This is a genomic window from Pseudomonas sp. LB3P25 (assembly GCF_054897985.1).
On record NZ_CM142711.1, the window covers coordinates 5,135,348 to 5,156,038 of the forward strand.

The 20,691-nt window shown below is 59.5% G+C and carries 13 protein-coding genes and 1 other RNA gene; 6 read left to right on the forward strand and 8 right to left on the reverse strand.

Going from position 1 to position 20,691, the window contains the following annotated elements; genetic code table 11:
- Window positions 1-73 precede the first annotated feature (73 nt).
- The 6 genes from ffs to ACYZTW_RS23685 all read right to left on the reverse strand — a co-directional run bounded on the left by ffs (window position 74) and on the right by ACYZTW_RS23685 (window position 9,622).
- Window positions 74-170, reverse strand: an RNA gene (gene ffs / locus ACYZTW_RS23660) — signal recognition particle sRNA small type.
- A 308-nt stretch (window positions 171-478) separates the two neighbouring features.
- Window positions 479-1,645: a zinc-binding metallopeptidase family protein gene (locus ACYZTW_RS23665; protein ID WP_462002033.1), complete on the reverse strand. Its 1,167-nt coding sequence runs from the start codon at window positions 1,643-1,645 to the stop codon at window positions 479-481.
- Between the two features lie 199 nt (window positions 1,646-1,844).
- A complete protein-coding gene (gene ligA / locus ACYZTW_RS23670; protein WP_462002034.1) occupies window positions 1,845-4,202 on the reverse strand; it encodes an NAD-dependent DNA ligase LigA in 2,358 nt (785 codons plus the stop codon).
- A gap of 156 nt (window positions 4,203-4,358) precedes the next feature.
- Window positions 4,359-5,213 carry a cell division protein ZipA gene (gene zipA / locus ACYZTW_RS23675; protein WP_111450622.1) on the reverse strand — a complete coding sequence of 285 codons (855 nt, stop codon included), beginning with the start codon at window positions 5,211-5,213 and terminating at the stop codon, window positions 4,359-4,361.
- A 258-nt stretch (window positions 5,214-5,471) separates the two neighbouring features.
- Window positions 5,472-8,960 carry a chromosome segregation protein SMC gene (gene smc / locus ACYZTW_RS23680; RefSeq protein WP_462002035.1) on the reverse strand — a complete coding sequence of 1,163 codons (3,489 nt, stop codon included), beginning with the start codon at window positions 8,958-8,960 and terminating at the stop codon, window positions 5,472-5,474.
- A gap of 2 nt (window positions 8,961-8,962) precedes the next feature.
- The gene (locus tag ACYZTW_RS23685) at window positions 8,963-9,622 is read right to left on the reverse strand and encodes a GntR family transcriptional regulator (protein ID WP_462002036.1); all 660 of its coding nucleotides are present in this window, start codon (window positions 9,620-9,622) and stop codon (window positions 8,963-8,965) included.
- A gap of 266 nt (window positions 9,623-9,888) precedes the next feature.
- On the opposite strand from ACYZTW_RS23685, the gene xdhA reads away from it, so the two are divergent.
- From xdhA to guaD, 4 genes are all read left to right on the forward strand, one after another.
- Complete coding sequence (gene xdhA / locus ACYZTW_RS23690; RefSeq protein ID WP_462002037.1) at window positions 9,889-11,343, forward strand: xanthine dehydrogenase small subunit; 1,455 nt, start codon at window positions 9,889-9,891, stop codon at window positions 11,341-11,343.
- Window positions 11,336-13,735 (forward strand): xanthine dehydrogenase molybdopterin binding subunit, encoded by a 2,400-nt coding sequence (xdhB, locus tag ACYZTW_RS23695; protein WP_462002038.1) that lies wholly within the window; start codon window positions 11,336-11,338, stop codon window positions 13,733-13,735. Before xdhA ends, xdhB begins: the two co-directional genes overlap by 8 nt.
- A 117-nt stretch (window positions 13,736-13,852) precedes the next feature.
- The gene (gene xdhC / locus ACYZTW_RS23700; RefSeq protein ID WP_462002039.1) at window positions 13,853-14,698 is read left to right on the forward strand and encodes a xanthine dehydrogenase accessory protein XdhC; all 846 of its coding nucleotides are present in this window, start codon (window positions 13,853-13,855) and stop codon (window positions 14,696-14,698) included.
- A 42-nt stretch (window positions 14,699-14,740) separates the two neighbouring features.
- Window positions 14,741-16,045 carry a guanine deaminase gene (guaD, locus tag ACYZTW_RS23705; RefSeq protein WP_462002040.1) on the forward strand — a complete coding sequence of 435 codons (1,305 nt, stop codon included), beginning with the start codon at window positions 14,741-14,743 and terminating at the stop codon, window positions 16,043-16,045.
- Between the two features lie 153 nt (window positions 16,046-16,198).
- On the opposite strand, the gene ACYZTW_RS23710 is transcribed toward guaD, so the two are convergent.
- Window positions 16,199-16,963, reverse strand: coding sequence for a GntR family transcriptional regulator (locus ACYZTW_RS23710; protein ID WP_462002041.1), 765 nt, complete (start codon window positions 16,961-16,963; stop codon window positions 16,199-16,201).
- A gap of 342 nt (window positions 16,964-17,305) precedes the next feature.
- Here ACYZTW_RS23710 and ACYZTW_RS23715 point away from each other — a divergent pair, with 342 nt between their 5' ends.
- Window positions 17,306-18,496, forward strand: coding sequence for a benzoate/H(+) symporter BenE family transporter (locus ACYZTW_RS23715; RefSeq protein WP_462002042.1), 1,191 nt, complete (start codon window positions 17,306-17,308; stop codon window positions 18,494-18,496).
- A 139-nt stretch (window positions 18,497-18,635) separates the two neighbouring features.
- On the opposite strand, the gene ACYZTW_RS23720 is transcribed toward ACYZTW_RS23715, so the two are convergent.
- Window positions 18,636-18,980: a YggL family protein gene (locus ACYZTW_RS23720; protein WP_007896965.1), complete on the reverse strand. Its 345-nt coding sequence runs from the start codon at window positions 18,978-18,980 to the stop codon at window positions 18,636-18,638.
- Between the two features lie 233 nt (window positions 18,981-19,213).
- Here ACYZTW_RS23720 and dacB point away from each other — a divergent pair, with 233 nt between their 5' ends.
- Window positions 19,214-20,674 (forward strand): D-alanyl-D-alanine carboxypeptidase/D-alanyl-D-alanine endopeptidase, encoded by a 1,461-nt coding sequence (gene dacB / locus ACYZTW_RS23725; RefSeq protein ID WP_462002043.1) that lies wholly within the window; start codon window positions 19,214-19,216, stop codon window positions 20,672-20,674.
- The last annotated feature ends 17 nt before the right edge of the window (window positions 20,675-20,691 follow it).

Below are 20,691 nucleotides of genomic sequence, written 5' to 3' on the forward strand. Positions count from 1 at the left end.
TTAAAACGAGATGTATCGGAGGGTGTTGCGCGCTCAGGCCCTCGACTCTGAGGACATGGCGTTATGGAGGCAACCCCACCAGCCACACCCCGGCACACAATGTTCCCGCTGTGGCTGCTTCCTTCCGGATCTGACCAGGTTCACGGGTAATCGTTGCGGGGGGACCGATGGGGTCACCATAACGACGCCCGCCTGACGGCGAGCCGCGCCATTGTACCTATCTGAGACGAAGTTACAACCGTTCGATCCAGATTAAAAATATGAATCAGGTCAAGGACATGCACAGGGCGCGAAACACCAGCGTCCGTAGCAGCTGTCGAGCCTGCGAGGCTGCGTTCGGCTGCGAAGCAGTCGTCGATCCGAAACTCGTGAAATTTACCTGAAAAACCGCGCTGCCTGATTTTACGACTGCTTCGCAGCCGAACGCAGCCTCGCAGGCTCGACAGCTGCTACAAGTAAATACAGCGTTAAGTAGACTCTACAAGTCTTGCAACACCTCATCCGCCCGGCCGCCTTCCTGCTGGATCACCAAGTGGATGAAGTGCAGCTTGGCAATCACTGTCGGCGGCAGGACGAACGGATAGAAATCCGGCTGCCCCATGCTGCGTGACAGTTCATTCAGCATGCCGGCCAGTTCGATCCACGCATTGACGAACGACAGGAACGCCGCGCCACCGGGATGCTGTGGATCGTAGAGGGTGCTTGGGGGGAACGGCTGATAGTCGAAGTCCATCTCCCTGGCACTCATTCCGAACCCCAACGCCGTATCCACCGCGTCCATCATGTGCAGGTAGTGAGCCCAGGTTTCAGCCCAATCCTCCCACGGATGCATGGTCGCGTAGGCGCTGACGTAATGTTGCTGCCAGTCGAGCGGCGCGCCTTGCTGGTAATGCCGTTCGAGGGCGTCGGTGTAGCTGGCGCGCTCGTCGCCGAACAGGCCGCGGAACGGTTCCAGCCAATGGCTGTTGGCGATCAGACGGTCCCAGTAATAATGCCCGACTTCATGACGAAAATGCCCGAGCAACGTGCGGTAAGGTTCGTGCATCTGCACCCGAATCTGCTCGCGATGGGCGTCGTCGGCTTCTTTGATATCGAGGGTGATCAGACCGTTAGAGTGACCGGTGGTCGGCGGCTTGCCTTCGAGGTCGACACCAATGAAATCGAAGGCCAGGCCAGCCTCTTCGTCCACGGCTTTGGGAATCACCTGCAAACCAAGACTGATCAACTGCGCGACCAGACGCCGCTTGGCCGTTTCGACCTTGCGCCAGCGTTCGTGGTTTTCGGCAATCGACAGGTCGGGGATGGTGTGGTTCAGGCTACAAGCGATGCATAACGCATCGTGGTCATTGGCGGGCAACAGCCAGTTGCACGCGGCCGGGGAATCGAGGTTGGCACAGCGGCGCAAGACACCTGCTTCGGGATCGGCGTCGAGCAACCAGGTATCAGCCTGCAAGCCGGGCTGCAGCGACGATAGGCGACTCTGCTCCGGTTGATAACCCAACACTGCCGAACACGCCAGGCACTGGCTGTTGCGAAAAAACAGCGACTGCCCGCAGCGGCACTGCCAGACCTTGCTGTTGCGCGAGCTTTCGCCCATGAAGGGCGCGGCGATGCGTGTACTGAGCTGTTCGAAGAAGCGGTACATGGCGATCTCTCCCTGGGGCCTGCCAAGACTAGATCATCCTTGCGTGCAGATCGTTCCCGCGCCGCGATGAAGCAAGCCTAGCGCGGTCAATGTGGGAGCGAGCCTGCTCGCGATAGCGGTGGACCAGTCACCATCCATGCCGACTGCAACGGCCTCATCGCGAGCAGGCTCGCTCCCACAAGTTTTGAATTGCCAAGTCTTAATCCAGCTTGCCGTGCTCACGCAATGTTTTGATAAGCCCCTCTTCATCGAGAACCTTCAATCCCAGCTCATTAGCCTTCGCCAACTTCGAGCCGGCACCCGGCCCAGCCACCACGCAATGGGTCTTGGCCGATACCGAGCCCGCCACCTTGGCACCGAGGCTTTCAAGTTTGTCCTTGGCGATGTCGCGGCTCATCAACTCCAGCGAACCGGTCAGCACCCAGGTCTGCCCGGCCAGCGGCAAGCCTTCAACGACTTTCTTCTCGCTCTGCCAGTGCATGCCAAAATCGCGCAGCTGTTTCTCGGCGGCTTCTGCCACTTGACGATTTTGCGCAACCGCAAAGAACTCCCGAACCGAAGTGGCCTGTTTCTCCGGCAGCGCCTGACGCATGTCCAGCCAGTCGGCGCTGAAAACGCCTTCAAGCGATCCAAACTTGTCGGCCAGTTTCTGCGCCCCACCCGGCCCCACCGAAGGTATGTGCAACTTGTCGAGGAAACCACCCAACGTGGTGCTGGCAGCAAACTCGGCGCCCAACTCGCCCTGATCCTGAATCTGCATACCGTGCTTGAGCAAATCCTTGATCACCTGCTGGTTATGCGCATCTTCGAAGAAACTGTGAATCTCGTGAGCCACTTCCAGGCCAACGTCCGGCAAGTACGTGAGCACTTGCGGCAACGCCTGCTGAACCCGCTCCAGCGAACCGAGAGAACGCGCCAGCACTTTGGCTGTCTCTTCGCCGACATCAGGAATCCCGAGGGCGTAGATGAAGCGCGCCAGGCTCGGCTGCTTGCTGTCTTCGATGGCGCCGAGCAGGTTCTTGCTCGACAGTTCGGCAAAGCCTTCCAGATCGACGATTTGCTCGAACGTCAGGGCGTACAGATCGGCCGGCGAATTAACCAGACCTTCATCCACTAACTGCTCGACGCTTTTCTCGCCCAGGCCTTCGATGTCCATGGCGCGACGGGAGACGAAGTGAATGATTGCCTGCTTGAGTTGCGCACCGCAGGCCAGTCGACCGACACAGCGATAGACCGCGCCTTCGCTGACGGTCTCGCGACCTTTGCTGCGCTTGACCAGTTGCGTGCGCTCGACATGCGAGCCGCAGACCGGGCACTTCTCGGGAATCTGTACGGGCCGTGCATTGTCCGGCCGGCGCTCGGTGACCACTTGCACCACCTGCGGAATCACATCGCCAGCGCGTCGAATGATCACGGTGTCGCCGATCATCAGGCCCAGACGTGCCACTTCGTCCATGTTGTGCAGCGTCGCATTGGCCACGGTGACCCCGGCAACCTTGACCGGTTTCAAGCGCGCCACGGGCGTCACGGCACCGGTACGACCGACCTGGAATTCCACGTCGAGCAATTCAGTGAGTTCTTCCATGGCCGGGAATTTATGCGCGATCGCCCAGCGCGGTTCGCGAGCGCGGAAGCCGAGCTCACGTTGAGAGGCAATGCTGTTGACCTTGAACACCACGCCGTCGATTTCATACGGCAGCGCATTGCGGCGCTCACCGATGTCGCGGTAGTAATCCAGACACTCATCGATGCCGTAGGCCAGTTTCAATTCGCGACTGATCGGCATGCCCCACAGCTGCAGCTGCTTCAGATTGCCGATGTGCGTGTCGGCAATATCCGCCGAAATCTGACCGATGCCGTAGCAGCAGAACTCCAGTGGACGGTTGGCGGTGATCTTCGAATCGAGCTGGCGCAAGCTGCCGGCCGCCGCGTTGCGCGGATTGGCGAAGGTCTTGCCGCCGACTTCCAGCTGCGTGGCGTTGAGGCGTTCGAAACCGGCCTTGGACATGAACACTTCGCCGCGCACTTCCAGGGTCGCCGGCCAGCCGGTGCCTTGCAGCTTGAGCGGGATGTTGCGCACGGTACGGACGTTGACGCTGATGTCTTCGCCGGTCGTGCCGTCGCCGCGAGTTGCGCCGCGCACCAGCACGCCGTCCTGATACAGCAAGCTGACCGCCAGGCCATCGAGTTTGGGTTCGCAGCTGTATTCCACCGCCGCACCGCCGCCAAACAAATCGCCAGCCGGCAAGTCGAGACCTTCAGTTACCCGGCGATCGAACTCGCGCATGTCGGTTTCTTCGAAGGCGTTGCCGAGGCTGAGCATCGGCACTTCGTGACGCACCTGAGTGAACGCCGACAGCGCCGCACTGCCGACACGCTGGGTTGGCGAGTCGCTGGTGATCAGTTCGGGATGGGCCGCTTCGAGGGCCTTGAGTTCGTGGAACAACCGATCGTATTCGGCGTCCGGAATGCTCGGCTCGTCCAGCACGTGGTAGCGATAGTTGTGCTGATCCAGCTCAGCGCGCAGCTCTAGAATGCGGTTTTTGGCGGCGGTCATGGGTGTTCTCTCATAAAGCAAAAGAGCAGCCGAGGCTGCTCTATCTCATATCATCAGGATCAAGAGATCGCAGCCTCGTTTCACTCGACAGCTCCTACAGAAAATCGTGACCCCTGTAGGAGCTGTCGAGTGAAACGAGGCTGCGATCTTTTGACCTTAGCGCTTCTGGGTCAGGGCGCGACGTTCGAATTCAACGATGCGCTGACGGTAATGCTCAATCGTCTGGGCAGTCAGCACGCTGCGCTGGTCGTCTTTCAGTTCGCCGTTCAGCTCCTGGGACAGTTTGCGCGCCGCGGCCACCATCACGTCGAAGGCTTGCTTCGGATGACGCGGGCCTGGCAGACCGAGGAAGAAGCTCACTGCCGGTGTGCTGAAGTGGTCGATGTCGTCCAGATCGAAGACGCCCGGCTTGACCGCATTGGCCATCGAGAACAGGACCTCGCCATTGCCAGCCATGCTTTCGTGGCGATGGAAGATGTCCATCTCGCCGAAACGCAACCCGCTTTCCAGAATGTTCTGCAACAGTGCCGGGCCTTTGAAGCCGGCGGCGTCGCGGCAGATCACGCTGATCACCAGCACCTCTTCGGCTTGCGGTTGTTCCTTGTCGCTGGCCGAACTCGAAGCCTTGGTGTCATCCGGGAAATCGTCGTCACGGCTGCTGAAGCTCGGGCCGCCGTCCAGATCCAGGCTGAGGTTCATGTCGCCCTGGGATGGCTCGCCGTGACCACGCTTGCCACGCTTGGAACCCGACTCGCGCGGTTCACGGGCAGGCATGCTCACCGACGGCAGATCGTGCTCGTCCAGTTGCGGCTCTTTATGCGTATCCAACACGCGAGGCGGGCCCAACAGCTCGGCGCTGGTGTCCTCGTCCGGCAGGTTGGACAAACTTCGGTCGAGACGGAATTTCAGTTTCCCCTTGCCGCCGCGCATGCGACGCCAGCCATCGAAAAGAATACCGGCAATGACAATAATGCCGATGACGATCAGCCACTCGCGCAGACCGATTTCCATGTAATCCCGTGCCTCTATAAAAAATGCTGAAAAATAAGAGGTTTACAACTCGTAAACCGCTTTAAAACGTGGCGCCAACTCTATGTTCTGACAGGCGTTTTGCCCACGTATACGAAAAATTGACATTAAACTAGCACGACCAAAGGCAACTTTACACCGTCTGTCACAGTGGCTTGCGCGAATATGTCGATTGGCCAGCAAGTCGAGACAGGTAAAAAAGTCCTACAGACCAAAAATACTTGCCCTACAAGCGCCAACTCAGGCATCCACCATCGCCATCGCCTCCTCGACATCCACTGCTACCAGACGCGAGCAACCCGGTTCGTGCATCGTCACCCCCATCAGTTGCTCGGCCATTTCCATGGCGATCTTGTTGTGGGTGATATAGATGAACTGCACCGTCTGCGACATCTCTTTGACCAGCCGTGCGTAGCGTCCAACGTTAGCGTCATCCAATGGCGCGTCAACTTCATCGAGCATGCAGAACGGCGCCGGATTCAACTTGAAGATGGCAAAAACCAGAGCCAACGCAGTCAGGGCTTTTTCGCCACCAGAGAGCAAATGGATGGTGCTGTTCTTCTTTCCTGGCGGCTGCGCCATGATCGTTACCCCTGTATCGAGTAGATCTTCGCCCGTCAGTTCCAAATACGCGCGGCCTCCACCGAAAACTTTTGGGAAAAGGGCCTGTAAACCACCATTGATCTGATCAAAGGTATCTTTGAAGCGGTTTCGGGTTTCCTTGTCGATCTTGCGAATCACGTTTTCGAGCGTATCCAGCGCTTCGACCAGATCGTCGTTCTGCGCATCCAGATAACGTTTACGCTCGGATTGTTGCTGGTATTCGTCGATGGCCGCCAGGTTGATCGCACCGAGGCGCTGAATGCGCGCGGCAATGCGTTCGAGTTCTTCTTCGGCCTCCTTCTCGCTGGCTTCGGCCACCAGCGTGGCGAGCACGCCATGAAGGTCGTAACCGTCTTCCAGCAACTGATCTTCGAGCGTCTTGCGGCGCACGGTCAGGGCTTGCCATTCCATGCGCTGGGTTTCCATCTGGCCGCGAATCAACTGCGATTGCTGCTCGGCCTGGTTGCGACGTTTTTCCGCATCACGCAATTCACGGTCAGCGTCTTCCAGAGCGATCTGCGCAGTCTTGAGTTCTTCATCGACGGTCATGCGCTTGTCGAGCAACTCCTCCAGTTTGAGGCGCAATTCTTCCAGCGGCGCCTCGCCCTCCTCCAGGTTGAGACTCAGCTGTTCGCGCTTCTCGGTCAGGCGCTCGGACTGCATCTCCAGTCGCTCCAGCGCCTGACGCGTGGAATCGTGTTGCGCTTTGAGCGAGCCCAGACGCACCGCCAGTTGATGCGCGTGATCCTTGTGCTGCCGGGCCTCCTGACGCACGCGATCCAGTCGCTCGCGCAAGCTGTCGCGCTGAGCCAGCAGCAACTCGCGCTGCTCGGTGTCCAGCGCCATGCTGTCGAGGGCTTCCTGCAATTGCAGGCGCGCTTCGCCGATGTTTTCGTGTTCCAGAGCGCGTTGCTCAGCCAACTCGGTGAGCTCTTCGTCCAGACGTGTACGGCGCAAGGTCAGTTGTTCGGCCTTGGCTTTACCGGCGGACAATTGCGCTTTCAGTTCACCTTGCTGACGCGCTTCGTCTTGCAGCAGACGGCGCAAATGTTCGCGACCGTTCTCCTGTTGACGCTGTTGCGCCCGCAGGTTTTGTAATTGTGTTTCCAGGGTTTCGACCGTGGCTTCGCGCTCTTCGCGTTCAAGGCCCAGACGCTGGATTTCCTGGCCGCGGGCGAGCACACCGCTTTCCGCTTCGCTGGCCCGGCGCACACGCAGAAAGTGTCGACCGACCCAGAAACCATCGCGGCTGATCAGGCTCTGGCCGGCGGTCAATTGATTGCGCAGGGCCAACGCCTGTTCGAGGCTGTCGACCGGTTTAACCTGCCCCAACCATGGCGCCAGATCGATCTGCGCTTCAACTTTATCGAGCAAGCTGCCGGGCACGCGCACGCCATCAATGGCCGGGCTGAGCAGGCGCAAATCGCCTTGGGCAAAACCGGCCAGATCGAAATCGCCGAAGTCATCTACCAGCACCGCTTGCAGGTCGGCGCCGAGCACGGTTTCCACCGCCAGCTCCCAACCGGCTTCAACTTTCAAGCCTTCGGCCAAACGCGGACGGTCCGCCAAATGTTGTTCGCGCAGCCATTCGGCAGTGCCGGTGCCGGGATCGAGTGCGGCTTGCTGCAAGGCTTCCAGGGAAGCGAGGCGACCGTTCAGACGCTGTAAATCGCCCTGAGCCTGCTGCTGATTTTGCAGCGCCAATTGCAGTTCCTGACGCAGTTGCTCAAGGCGTTCGACTTGCGCTTCTTCACTGGCCTGCAAATCTTCGAGGGTTGCTTCACTCGCGGCCAGTTGCTCGCTGAGTTCCATGATCGCCGCGTCTTCCGGGTCTGCCGAGAGCAAGGCGCGCTCTTCGCCGAGACGCTTCTGGCGATCGGCCAGGCGCTCCATGCTGGTTTCCAGCTGCTGGATCCGCGACTGCTGAACTTCGGATTGGCGACGCGGCTCGGCGGCCGTCAGGTTGAAGGTGTCCCACTGCTCTTGCCAGGCGTGCATGGTGGTTTCGGATTCTTCCAGCGCGGCGGCAGCCTCTTCGGCGGCGGCGCTGGTGACTTCCTGCTCGGGGGTGAGCATGTCCAGCTCTTCGCCCAGGGTCAGCAGCAAGGTGCGGTCATGCCCCAAGTGAGACTCGGTTTCCAGACGCGCGCGCTCGGCTTCTTTCAGGTCGTCCTGCAATTGGCGCAAACGCTGTTGACCGTGCTGGATGCTCTGCTCGACCCGGGCAATGTCGCCGCCGACCGAATAGAAGCGCCCCTGCACCAGATTGAAGCGCTCGGACAGGTCGTGGTGCCCGTCACGGAAGCGTTCGATAGCCGCATCGGCATTGCGCTGCTCGGCCACCAACGCTTCAAAAGTGACTTCCTGAGTGCCGATGATCGCTTCGCGCTGGCCGACCTGTTCGTTCAACGCCTGCCAGCGCAGGGCCGACAGTTGGGCTTTGAGCTGACGCTCCTCGCCCTTGTATTCCTGATACTTCTTGGCGGCCTCGGCCTGACGGTGCAAGCGTTCAAGCTGACGCTCGAGTTCTTCGCGCAGGTCGGTCAGGCGGGCAAGGTTTTCGTGGGTGCGGCGGATGCGGTTTTCAGTCTCGCGCCGGCGCTCCTTGTACTTGGAGATGCCCGCCGCTTCTTCAATAAAGTTGCGCAGGTCTTCGGGCTTTGACTCGATCAGCTTGGAGATCATCCCCTGCTCGATAATCGAATAGCTGCGCGGGCCCAGGCCTGTACCCAGAAAGATGTCGGTGATATCGCGGCGGCGGCATTTGGTGCCGTTGAGGTAGTAGGTGGTCTGGCTGTCGCGGGTCACTTTGCGGCGAATGGAAATTTCCGCATAGGCAGCCCATTCGCCGAGCAGGGTGCCGTCGGAGTTATCGAACACCAGCTCGATGCTTGCCTGGCTCACCGGTTTACGGCTGGTAGAACCGTTGAAGATGACATCGGTCATCGACTCGCCGCGCAGGTTCTTGGCCGAGCTTTCGCCCATCACCCAGCGCACGGCGTCGATGATGTTCGACTTTCCGCAACCATTGGGCCCGACCACAGCCGCCATGTTACTGGGGAAGTTCACCGTGGTCGGGTCGACGAAGGATTTGAACCCCGCCAGCTTGATGCACTTTAGCCGCACGCTTAAGCGTCCGTCAGCGCGGAAACCACCAGATCGCAGCTGCGCTGGGCATACGCCGTCAGCACAATGCGGATCTGCGGAAAATCGCGGGCCAGCACGGCAGCGAGCAAGCGTTCGAACAACTCCAGGAACTCGCTCATCGACGCCTTGCGCTGTTCCAGGGCGAGGAAATACGCGCGGCTCATGGCCGGCTGCAGATTCTCGACGGTTTCCTGCAAGTACGGATTGTTGGCGAACGGATACGCGGCGCGCATCACACTGAAGCTGTCGTCGACGAAGGTGCGAATGTCCTGACGCTCGTAGCTGGCGGTCAGGCGCTGCTGGATTTGCACGAACGGCGCCATGTCGGCCTGGACTTGCCAGCCGCTGGCCACTGCATTGCCCAGCAGGATGTAAAGCTCGCTCATCAGCGTGCACAGGCTCTGGACCTTGTGGGCCGTGAGCTCAGTCACGTGGGCGCCGCGTCGCGGCAGGATCGCGATCAGGTGGCGACGCTCGAGGATCAGCAAGGCTTCACGGACCGAACCGCGGCTGACATTAAGTGCCAACGTGACCTTCTGTTCCTGGATGCGCTCCCCGGGCTTCATTTCGCCACGAATGATGCGTTCGGCGAGGTGGTGAGCAATTTGCTCGGCGAGGCTGTCCGGCGCCTTGAACGTCATGGTTGTCCTTCAAACTCTTCGATCTGCACAAGCGGCGCAGTGTAGCGCACATGAAGGGTCATGGCGGAGTGCCCACTCGGCGGTTTTTGGCACGATTCAAGCAAAAAGCAGCCTATCCCGTGAGGGTCAATAATAAAGGTACGCGTCGTTGATCGACAAAATGCTATTTCCTGACCTTTAAGTCAGAAAATCATTGACCGCAAAGTCAGACCTGATAAATTCGGTTCAAGTCGGTTAACAACAATAATGAGTCTGCGAGGCCTTCCGTGATCCAGTTTTTACTTAACCAGGAACTCCGTAGCGAGCACGCCCTGGACCCAAACCTGACCGTGCTCAATTATCTGCGCGACCATGTGGGCAAACCCGGCACCAAAGAAGGCTGCGCCAGCGGTGACTGCGGCGCCTGCACCGTGGTGGTCGGCGAGCTGCAAACGGATGACGATGGCCGCGAACACATTCGCTATCGCAGCCTCAACTCGTGCCTGACGTTTGTTTCGTCACTGCACGGCAAACAACTGATCAGCGTCGAAGACCTCAAGCACAAAGGCGAGTTGCACAGCGTGCAAAAAGCCATGGTCGAGTGCCACGGTTCGCAATGCGGTTTCTGCACACCGGGCTTCGTGATGTCGCTGTTTGCGCTGCAAAAGAACAGCGATCAACCGGATGCTCATAAAGCCCACGAAGCGCTGGCGGGCAACCTCTGCCGCTGCACGGGCTATCGGCCGATTCTGGCGGCTGCCGAACAATCCTGCTGCGGCAAGCAAACGGACCAGTTCGACGCCCGTGAAGCCGACACCATCGCTCGCCTGAAGGCCATCGCCCCTACCGATATCGGCGAACTCAACAGTGGAGACAAGCGCTGTCTGGTGCCGCTGACCGTGGCCGATCTGGCTGATCTCTACGACGCTTATCCACAAGCCCGCTTGCTGGCCGGCGGTACGGATCTGGCGCTGGAAGTCACGCAGTTCCACCGCACGCTGCCGGTGATGATTTACGTCGGCAATGTCGCCGAAATGAAGCGCGTCGAGCGTTTCGACGATCGCCTGGAAATCGGCGCCGCCACTGCCCTCTCCGATTGCTATGAAGCCTTGAAAGGCGAGTACCCGGACTTCGGCGAATTGCTGCAGCGCTTCGCTTCGTTGCAGATCCGCAACCAGGGCACCCTCGGCGGCAACATCGGCAACGCTTCACCCATCGGTGACTCACCTCCCCTGCTGATTGCGTTGGGTGCGCAGATCGTTTTGTGCAAAGGCGAAACCCGTCGCACCATGGCCCTGGAAGACTACTTCATCGATTACCGGGTTACCGCGCGCCAGGAAAGCGAGTTCATTGAAAAGATCATCGTGCCGCGTGCCAGTGCCGAACAACTGTTCCGCGCCTACAAAGTGTCGAAACGTCTGGACGATGACATTTCCGCGGTCTGCGCCGCGTTCAACCTGCGCATCGACAACGGCGTGATCGCCGACGCCCGCGTCGCCTTCGGCGGCATGGCTGCTACACCAAAACGTGCCAAGGCCTGCGAAGCTGTATTGCTCGGCGCCACCTGGAACAACGACACCGTCGAACGCGCCTGCGCTGCGTTGGCCGAAGATTTCACGCCGCTCTCGGACTTCCGCGCCAGCAAGGAATACCGACTGCTCAGCGCGCAAAACCTGCTGCGTAAATACTTCATCGAACTGCAAACACCGCACATCGAGACTCGGGTGACCGCTTATGTCTAATCATCACGCCGTAGAGAAGACCCAAGCCGAATTGGCTGAACTGTTCGCCAAGGACCTGACCACCGGTGTCGGCCGCAGCGTCAAGCACGACAGCGCCACCAAGCACGTGTCCGGTGAAGCGCAGTACATCGATGACCGGCTGGAGTTTCCGAACCAGTTGCATGTTTACGCACGCCTGTCGGACCGCGCCCACGCGAAAATCATCAGCATCGACACCCAGCCTTGCTACGCCTTTGAAGGCGTACGCATCGCTATCACCCACAAGGATGTGCCAGGCCTGAAAGACATCGGCCCATTGCTGCCGGGTGACCCGCTGCTGGCCATCGATGACGTGCAGTTCGTCGGTCAAGTGGTGCTCGCCGTCGCGGCAAAAGACCTGGAAACCGCGCGTAAAGCCGCCATGGCCGCGATCATCGAATACGAAGATCTCGAGCCCGTGCTGGACGTGGTCGAAGCCCTGCGCAAACGCCACTTCGTACTCGACAGCCACACCCATCAGCGCGGCGATTCGGCCAACGCGCTGGCGAATGCTGAGCATCGCATCCAGGGCACCCTGCATATCGGCGGTCAGGAACACTTCTACCTCGAAACCCAGATCTCTTCGGTGATGCCGACTGAAGATGGTGGGATGATCGTTTATTGCTCGACGCAGAACCCCACCGAAGTGCAGAAACTGGTGGCCGAAGTGCTCGATGTGTCGATGAACAAAATCGTCGTCGACATGCGCCGCATGGGGGGTGGTTTCGGCGGTAAAGAAACCCAGGCCGCCAGCCCTGCGTGCCTCTGCGCAGTCATCGCGCACCTCACCGGCCAGCCGACCAAAATGCGCCTGCCGCGTGTCGAAGACATGCTGATGACCGGCAAGCGTCACCCGTTCTACGTCGAATACGACGTGGGCTTCGACAGCACCGGCCGCCTGCACGGCATTGCGCTGGAACTGGCCGGTAACTGCGGCTGCTCACCGGACTTGTCGGCGTCGATTGTCGACCGTGCGATGTTCCACGCCGACAACTCGTACTACCTGGGCGATGCGACCATCAACGGTCACCGCTGCAAGACCAACACCGCGTCGAACACCGCTTACCGGGGCTTCGGCGGCCCGCAAGGGATGGTTGCTATTGAAGAAGTGATGGACGCGATTGCCCGCCATCTGGCCCTCGATCCGCTGGCCGTGCGCAAGGCAAACTATTACGGCAAGACCGAGCGCAACGTCACCCATTACTACCAGACCGTCGAGCACAACATGCTCGAGGAAATGACCGCCGAACTGGAAGAAAGCAGCCAGTACGCCGAGCGCCGCGAAGCGATTCGTCGCTACAACGCCAACAGTCCGATCCTGAAAAAAGGCCTGGCGTTGACCCCGGTGAAATTCGGTATTTCCTTCACTGCCAGCTTCCTCAACCAGGCCGGTGCGCTGATCCACGTCTACACCGATGGCAGCATCCACCTGAACCATGGTGGCACCGAAATGGGCCAAGGCCTGAACACCAAAGTCGCGCAGGTTGTGGCCGAAGTGTTCCAGGTGGAAATGGACCGCGTGCAGATCACCGCGACCAACACCGACAAGGTGCCGAACACCTCGCCGACTGCCGCGTCCAGTGGTGCCGACCTGAACGGTAAAGCCGCACAGAACGCGGCGCAAATCATCAAGAAACGTTTGGTCGAGTTTGCCGCGCGGCAGTACAAGGTCAGCGAAGAAGACGTGGAATTCCACAACGGTCACGTGCGGGTTCGCGATCATATCCTGACCTTTGAATCGCTGATCCAGCAGGCGTATTTCGCTCAGGTGTCGCTGTCGAGTACCGGGTTCTACAAGACCCCGAAAATCTACTACGACCGCAGTCAGGCTCGCGGTCGGCCGTTCTACTACTACGCGTTCGGTGCAGCGTGCGCCGAGGTGATCGTCGACACCTTGACCGGCGAGTACAAGATGCTGCGCACCGACATTCTGCATGACGTCGGCGACTCGCTGAACCCGGCCATCGACATCGGTCAGGTCGAGGGCGGTTTCATTCAGGGCATGGGGTGGCTGACCATGGAAGAACTGGTGTGGAACAACAAGGGCAAACTGATGACCAACGGCCCGGCCAGCTACAAGATCCCGGCGGTGGCGGACATGCCGCTGGACCTGCGGGTGAAGCTGGTGGAAAACCGCAAAAACCCGGAAGACACGGTGTTCCATTCCAAGGCCGTGGGTGAGCCGCCGTTCATGCTCGGCATCGCCGCGTGGTGTGCGATCAAGGATGCTGTGGCGAGCCTTGGCGACTACAAGCATCAACCGAAAATCGACGCACCGGCGACGCCGGAGCGGGTGTTGTGGGGGTGTGAGCAGATGCGGCAGTTGAAGGTGGCGAAGGCTGCCGAGGCAGAGCCGGAGTTGGCTTCGCTGTAAGACCGAGGCGCGGCCTTCGCGAGCAGGCTCGCTCCCACAAGGGAATGCATTCCAAATGTGGGAGCGAGCCTGCTCGCGAAGAGGCCCGAACAGACAACAGAGATGTCGAGGTGAAACATGTACAACTGGATCGACGCCCTCGCCGACCTGCAATCCCAGGGTGAACCCTGCGTGTTGGTCACCATCATCGAAGAGCTCGGCTCAACGCCGCGCAATGCCGGTTCGAAGATGGTCATCAGCGCCACCCAGACCTTCGACACCATCGGTGGCGGGCATCTGGAATACAAGGCCATGCAGATCGGCCGCGAGATGCTGGCCAGCGGCAAACAAGACACGCACTTGGAGCGCTTCAGCCTCGGCGCCAGCCTGGGTCAGTGCTGCGGCGGTGTGACGGTGTTGCTGTTCGAACCGATGGGCCAGGTCCAGGCGCAGATCGCCGTGTTCGGCGCCGGCCATGTCGGTCGGGCGCTGGTGCCGCTGCTCGCCAGCCTGCCTTGCCGGGTGCGCTGGATCGACTCGCGGGAAGCGGAATTCCCCGAACAAATCCCCCACGGCGTACGCAAAACCGTCGCCGAAGAACCGGTGGATGAAATCGATGACCTACCCGCCGGCAGCTACTGCATCGTCATGACCCACAACCACCAGCTCGACCTCGAACTCACCGCCGCGATCCTCAAACGCAACGACTTCGCCTACTTCGGCCTGATCGGTTCGAAGACCAAACGGGTGAAGTTCGAACACCGCTTGCGTGACCGTGGTTTCGACAGCGCCGTGCTGCAACGCATGCGCTGCCCGATGGGCATCGGCGAAGTCAAAGGCAAGTTGCCTGTGGAAATCGCCATCTCCATCGCCGGCGAAATCATCGCCACCTATAACGCCAATTTCGGCCAGCACACCGCCAGCGCCGGATCATCAATCGCCAAACTGCTGCCTGCTTCACGCCGCAGCCAAGCTTCGAATTAAAAAGCCTCGAACTGAAAAGCTCCGAACTAATTGAGAACCCCCATGCCTCTGACTCGCAAAGCCTACCGCGCCGCCATTCTGCACAGCATCGCTGATCCTGCCGAAGTCGGTATTGAAGCCTCTTATGAGTATTTCGAAGATGGCCTGCTGGTGGTTGATAACGGCCAGATCAGCGCCCTCGGCCATGCCAGCGACTTGCTACCGACCCTGCCGGCCGATATCGAGATCACCCATTATCAAGATGCGTTGATCACTCCAGGCTTCATCGACACCCACATTCACTTGCCGCAAACCGGCATGGTCGGCGCCTACGGCGAGCAACTGCTGGACTGGCTCAACACTTACACTTTTCCGTGCGAAAGCCAGTTTGCCGACAAGGCTCACGCGGACGAAGTCGCGGACATTTTCATCAAGGAACTGCTGCGCAACGGCACCACCACCGCGCTGGTGTTCGGCAGCGTGCATCCGCAATCGGTGAACTCGTTCTTCGAAGCTGCCGAGCAGCTGGACCTGCGGATGATCGCCGGCAAGGTGATGATGGATCGCAACGCGCCGGACTACCTGACCGACACCGCCGAATCCAGCTACGTGGAAAGCAAGGCGCTGATCGAACGCTGGCACGGCAAGGGCCGCCTGCACTACGCGGTAACCCCGCGCTTTGCCCCGACCAGTACCCCGGAACAGCTGACCCTCGCCGGCCAGTTGCTCAGCGAATTCCCTGACCTGTACATGCAGACCCACATCAGCGAAAACCTGAAGGAAGTCGAGTGGGTCAAGGAGCTGTTTCCGGAGCGCAAGGGTTACCTGGACGTCTACGACCACTACAAGCTGCTCGGCGAGCGTTCGGTGTTCGCCCACGGCGTGCACCTGTGCGACGACGAGTGCGCGCGGCTGGCAGAAACCGGCTCGGCGATCGCCTTCTGCCCGACGTCGAACTTCTTCCTCGGCAGCGGTTTGTTCAACCTGCCGATGGCCGAGAAGCACAAGTTGAATGTCGGCCTCGGTACGGACGTCGGTGGCGGCACCAGTTTCTCGCTGCTGCAAACCTTGAACGAAGCCTACAAGGTCATGCAACTGCAAGGCGCGCGATTGAGCCCCTTCAAATCGCTGTACCTGGCCACCCTCGGTGGGGCGCGTGCGCTGCGTCTGGAAGACAAGATCGGCACCCTGCAACCGGGCACCGACGCGGACTTCCTGGTGCTGGACTACAACGCCACGCCGCTGCTGAGCTATCGCTTGAAGCAGGCCAACAACATTGCCGAGACGTTGTTTGTGTTGATGACGCTGGGGGATGACCGGACGGTGTTGCAGACGTATGCGGCGGGGAATCAGGTGCATCAGCGCTAGGTTTTTCCGGGCACAAAAAAATCCCCCGTAGCCGTACAGCCCGGGGGATTTTTATTGCCTGTCAGATCGCCTTCGCGAGCAGGCTCGCTCCCACAGTTGAAATGCATTTCCCTGTGGGAGCGAGCCTGCTCGCGAAAGGAGCGACTCGGACTATCAGATTTTCGCCAACGGCCGCCCTGGCTTCTTGGTCTGCAACAAATGCGAGAACACCGCATGCAAATCATCCGACGCGCTTTCTTCGTCGAGGTTGAGTTTGCTGTCGATGTGATCCATGTGATGCATCATCAGGTCCACCGCCAGCTCAGCGTTGCGCGCTTCGATGGCGTCGATCAGTTGGGTGTGCTCGTCGTAGGAACAGTGGGAGCGATTACCGCTTTCATACTGGGCAATGATCAGCGACGTCTGGGACACCAGGCTGCGCTGGAAGCTGATCAGCGGCGCATTTTTCGCCGCTTCGGCCAACTTCAAGTGGAACTCGCCCGACAGGCGGATGCCGGCACCGCGATCACCACGGGAGAAGCTGTCGCGCTCGTCGTTGACCATCTGGCGCAACTCGGCAATCTGCTCGGCAGTGGCGTGCTGCACCGCCAGTTCAGTGATCGCTCGCTCCACCAGACGCCGGGCCATGAACACCTGGCGAGCTTCTTCGACACTGGGGCTGGCAACGACAGCGCCACGGTTCGGACGCAGCAGCACGACGCCTTCATGGGCCAGGCGCGACAGCGCGCGGCGAATGATGGTGCGACTGACCCCGAAAATTTCCCCCAGCGCTTCTTCGCTCAACTTGGTGCCGGGCGCCAGACGCTGTTCGAGGATGGCCTCGAAGATATGCGCGTAGACAATATCGTCCTGGGTACCGCTGCGGCCGGCTTTGCCTGCTCGCGGTTGTTTCTTTAGGGGTTGCAACTGTTCGTTCATGGGCACTCGAGTCGGAAGAACTGCGGCGAATTGACCGTGACTGTAATACGGCACAGTGGGTCGCTGAGTATCGCGTAAAAAACACCGCGATTGTACACAATGGAGGGTGGCAACACGACTGTACGGCTGTTTGCGGCCTCGGCTGTATTGCAACGCCTGGTTACTTTTGAGTTTAGGCTTGAACGCAGAATCCTGTAGGAGCTGTCGAGTGAAACGAGGCTGCGATCTTTTGATCTTGGAAAATCAACATCAAAAGATCGCAGCCTCGTTTCACTCGACAGCTCCTACATTGGAAGACTTCACTTCGGAACATCTTCATACGTAAAAAGGAACACCGCTGTCATGACTGACGCCACGCACACGCAGCTCCGCCCTTTTGCCGATACGTCGCCTTCTGCGATCGTTGCCGGCTTCATCGCGATGATGACCGGTTACACCAGCTCGCTGGTCCTGATGTTCCAGGCCGGGCAAGCGGCGGGCCTGACCAGCGGGCAGATTTCGTCGTGGATCTGGGCGATTTCGATTGGCATGGCGGTGTGCTCGATAGGCCTGTCTTTGCGTTATCGCACCCCCATCACCATCGCCTGGTCGACCCCCGGCGCGGCGTTGCTGATTACCAGTCTGGGCGGTGTGACCTATGGCGAAGCCATTGGCGCCTACATTACCTGCGCGGTGCTGGTGACCATTTGTGGTTTGACCGGCAGCTTTGAACGACTGGTGAAAAAGATTCCGGCGTCATTGGCGGCGGCTTTGCTGGCAGGGATTCTGTTCAAGATCGGCAGCGAAATTTTCGTCGCCGCCCAGCATCGCACCGCGTTGGTACTGGGTATGTTCTTTAGTTACCTGGTGGTCAAACGCCTGTCACCGCGTTATGCCGTGCTGGCCGCGCTATTGATCGGCACGGCACTGTCGGGGTTCATGGGCCTGCTGGATTTCAGTGGTTTCCACCTGGAAGTGGCGACGCCGATCTGGACCACCCCGCACTTCTCCCTGGCCGCGACCATCAGCATTGGCATTCCGCTGTTTGTCGTGGCGATGACGTCGCAGAACATGCCGGGCATCGCCGTGTTGCGCGCCGACGGTTACACCGTGCCGGCCTCGCCGCTGATCACCACCACCGGCATCGCTTCGTTGCTGCTGGCGCCGTTCGGTTCCCACGGGATCAACCTGGCGGCCATCAGCGCGGCGATTTGCACCGGGCCGCATGCCCATGAGGATCGCAACAAGCGCTACACGGCGGCCGTCTGGTGCGGGATTTTCTACGGGATCGCCGGGGTGTTCGGCGCGACGCTGGCGGCGTTGTTTGCCGCGCTGCCGAAAGAGTTGGTGCTGTCGATTGCGGCACTGGCGCTGTTCGGCTCGATCATCAATGGCTTGAGCATTGCCATGAACGAAGTGAAGGAACGTGAGGCGGCGCTGATTACCTTTATGGTGACGGCGTCGGGGTTGACGCTGTTTTCCATCGGTTCGGCGTTCTGGGGGATTGTGGCGGGGGTGTTGACGTTGGTGATTCTGAACTGGCGTAAAAGCTAAAAGCTCGCAGCCTCGTTTCACACGACAGCTGCTACATGGGTTGCATTGCCCTGTAGCAGCTGTCGAGTGAAACGAGGCTGCGAACCTTTGATCGTCACAAAAAAAAACGGCGACCCTTGGGTCGCCGTTTTTTACAACATCAAGCTACCGGATTGATCGGCTTTTCCGGGTACCAGACGTCGATCAGCGGGCTGACAGTCGCTTCAGTCAGTTCGCTGCGGCCTTTGAGCCAGGCTTCAACAGCGGCACGCTGCTCTTCGGACACCGAGCCACGCTTTTGCAGGCAAACCAGACCGAAGTCGTCGCCGCCAACATAGCCCAGACCGTTGGCTTCCATGGCTTCTTTCAGGAACGCATCGAGGAAAGCATCAATGGCTTCATCAGCCAAATCTTCTTTGAAATCCAGGTTCAGTTCGAAACCCAGCTCTTGAAATTCATCGACGCACAGTTTTTTGCGCAGACGCTGGGAACGGTTAGTCGCCATTGGAACAATCCTCATAAGTAATAACGGGCGGCACTTTAGCAGTTTAAGGCGCCGATTGCCCGTCTCTCTGGGTTGCAAGCCCTACCGTCGGTAAAAAATAGCGGATTAGAGGACCAGGGTACGGCACAAGCCCCTACACCTTGGGGCATAATGCCGACACTTTCATGACCACTGAGGGAATTTATCTTCATGCCCTCGTCTTTTTTCCCCTCGGCTGTAGGGTTTTATTTCACATGATCAAATCTTTGCGTCCATTGTTACTGGCCGGTTTTCTACTCCCTCTGGCCTTCTCTGTTTCCGCCGCTTCGATCAACACCGCGCTGTCGCCCAACGTTGAAAAAGCCCTCAAGGCCAGCAAGATGCAAGACAACGCCCTGTCGCTGGTGATGATCCCGCTCAACGGCCCTGGCACCCCAACCATTTTCAACGCTGACGTCTCCGTCAATCCGGCCTCGACCATGAAACTGGTCACCACGTACGCGGCGCTGGAAATGCTCGGCCCGAACCACCAGTGGAAAACCGAGTTTTACACCGACGGCACCCTCAGCGGCGGCATCCTCAACGGTAACCTCTACCTCAAGGGTGGCGGCGATCCGAAGCTGAATATGGAAAAACTCTGGTTGCTGATGCGTGACCTGCGCGCCAACGGTGTGACGCAAATCACTGGCGACCTGGTGCTGGACCGCAGTTTCTTCGTACAACCGCAATTGCCGCAGTTCAACGACGATGGCAATGACGACAACAAACCGTTCTTGGTCAAACCTGATTCGCTGATGGTCAACCTCAAGGCCCTGCGCTTCGTGGCGCGTAACGACAACGGCCGGGTTCTGGTGTCGGTGGAACCGCCGATTGCCACCATTCGCATCGAAAACCAGGTCAAAGCCGTCAACTCCAAGCAATGCACTGGTGGCGTGCGTTACAACCCAGTGACCCAGGCCGATGGCAGCGTGACCGTGACGGTCGGCGGCCAGTTGGGCGAAGGGTGCAGTTCCCAGACCTACCTGTCGCTGCTCGACCACGCGACCTACACCGCGGGTGCCGTGCGAGCGATCTGGAAGGAACTGGGCGGCAGCATTCAGGGCGTGGACCGTCTGGCGCCAACGCCCAAAGATGCCAAGGTCCTGGCTCGGGCTTTCTCGCCGGACCTGGCGGAAATCATCCGCGACATCAACAAATACAGTAACAACACCATGGCCCAGCAGCTGTTCCTGAGCCTGGGTGCGCAGTTCCGCACCGAAGCCGACGGTGACGATGCCAAGGCTGCACAGCGTGTCGTGCGTCAGTGGCTGGCGAAGAAAGGCATTACCGCGCCGCACCTGGTGATGGAAAACGGTTCCGGCCTGTCCCGTGCGGAACGGGTGAGTGCGCGTGAAATGGCCGGCATGCTGCAAGCGGCCTGGAAAAGCCCGTATTCGGCCGAGTTCATCAGCTCGATGCCGATTGCCGGTACCGACGGCACCATGCGCAAACGCCTGAAGACCACTGCGATGCGCGGTGAAGCGCACATCAAGACCGGCACCCTGAATACCGTGCGGGCGATTGCCGGCTTCAGCCGCGACATCAACGGCAATACCTGGGCGGTGGTGGCGATTCTCAACGACAAGGCACCGTTTGGCGCATCGTCGGTGCTGGATCAGGTGCTGCTGGACCTGTATCGCCAGCCGAAACTGCCGGAAACGGCTTCGGTGCTCTAACCTGATCTAAAGAACAC

What these genes read in the sequence shown, in the direction of transcription:
- ACYZTW_RS23710 (WP_462002041.1), bottom strand. Translation starts at nt 16,963, where the DNA reads ATGAACGAACAGTTGCAACCCCTAAAGAAACAACCGCGAGCAGGCAAA.
- ACYZTW_RS23665 (WP_462002033.1), bottom strand. Translation starts at nt 1,645, where the DNA reads ATGTACCGCTTCTTCGAACAGCTCAGTACACGCATCGCCGCGCCCTTC.
- zipA (WP_111450622.1), bottom strand. Translation starts at nt 5,213, where the DNA reads ATGGAAATCGGTCTGCGCGAGTGGCTGATCGTCATCGGCATTATTGTC.
- dacB (WP_462002043.1), top strand. Translation starts at nt 19,214, where the DNA reads ATGATCAAATCTTTGCGTCCATTGTTACTGGCCGGTTTTCTACTCCCT.
- guaD (WP_462002040.1), top strand. Translation starts at nt 14,741, where the DNA reads ATGCCTCTGACTCGCAAAGCCTACCGCGCCGCCATTCTGCACAGCATC.
- ligA (WP_462002034.1), bottom strand. Translation starts at nt 4,202, where the DNA reads ATGACCGCCGCCAAAAACCGCATTCTAGAGCTGCGCGCTGAGCTGGAT.
- xdhB (WP_462002038.1), top strand. Translation starts at nt 11,336, where the DNA reads ATGTCTAATCATCACGCCGTAGAGAAGACCCAAGCCGAATTGGCTGAA.
- ACYZTW_RS23720 (WP_007896965.1), bottom strand. Translation starts at nt 18,980, where the DNA reads ATGGCGACTAACCGTTCCCAGCGTCTGCGCAAAAAACTGTGCGTCGAT.
- ACYZTW_RS23715 (WP_462002042.1), top strand. Translation starts at nt 17,306, where the DNA reads ATGACTGACGCCACGCACACGCAGCTCCGCCCTTTTGCCGATACGTCG.
- ACYZTW_RS23685 (WP_462002036.1), bottom strand. Translation starts at nt 9,622, where the DNA reads ATGACGTTCAAGGCGCCGGACAGCCTCGCCGAGCAAATTGCTCACCAC.
- xdhC (WP_462002039.1), top strand. Translation starts at nt 13,853, where the DNA reads ATGTACAACTGGATCGACGCCCTCGCCGACCTGCAATCCCAGGGTGAA.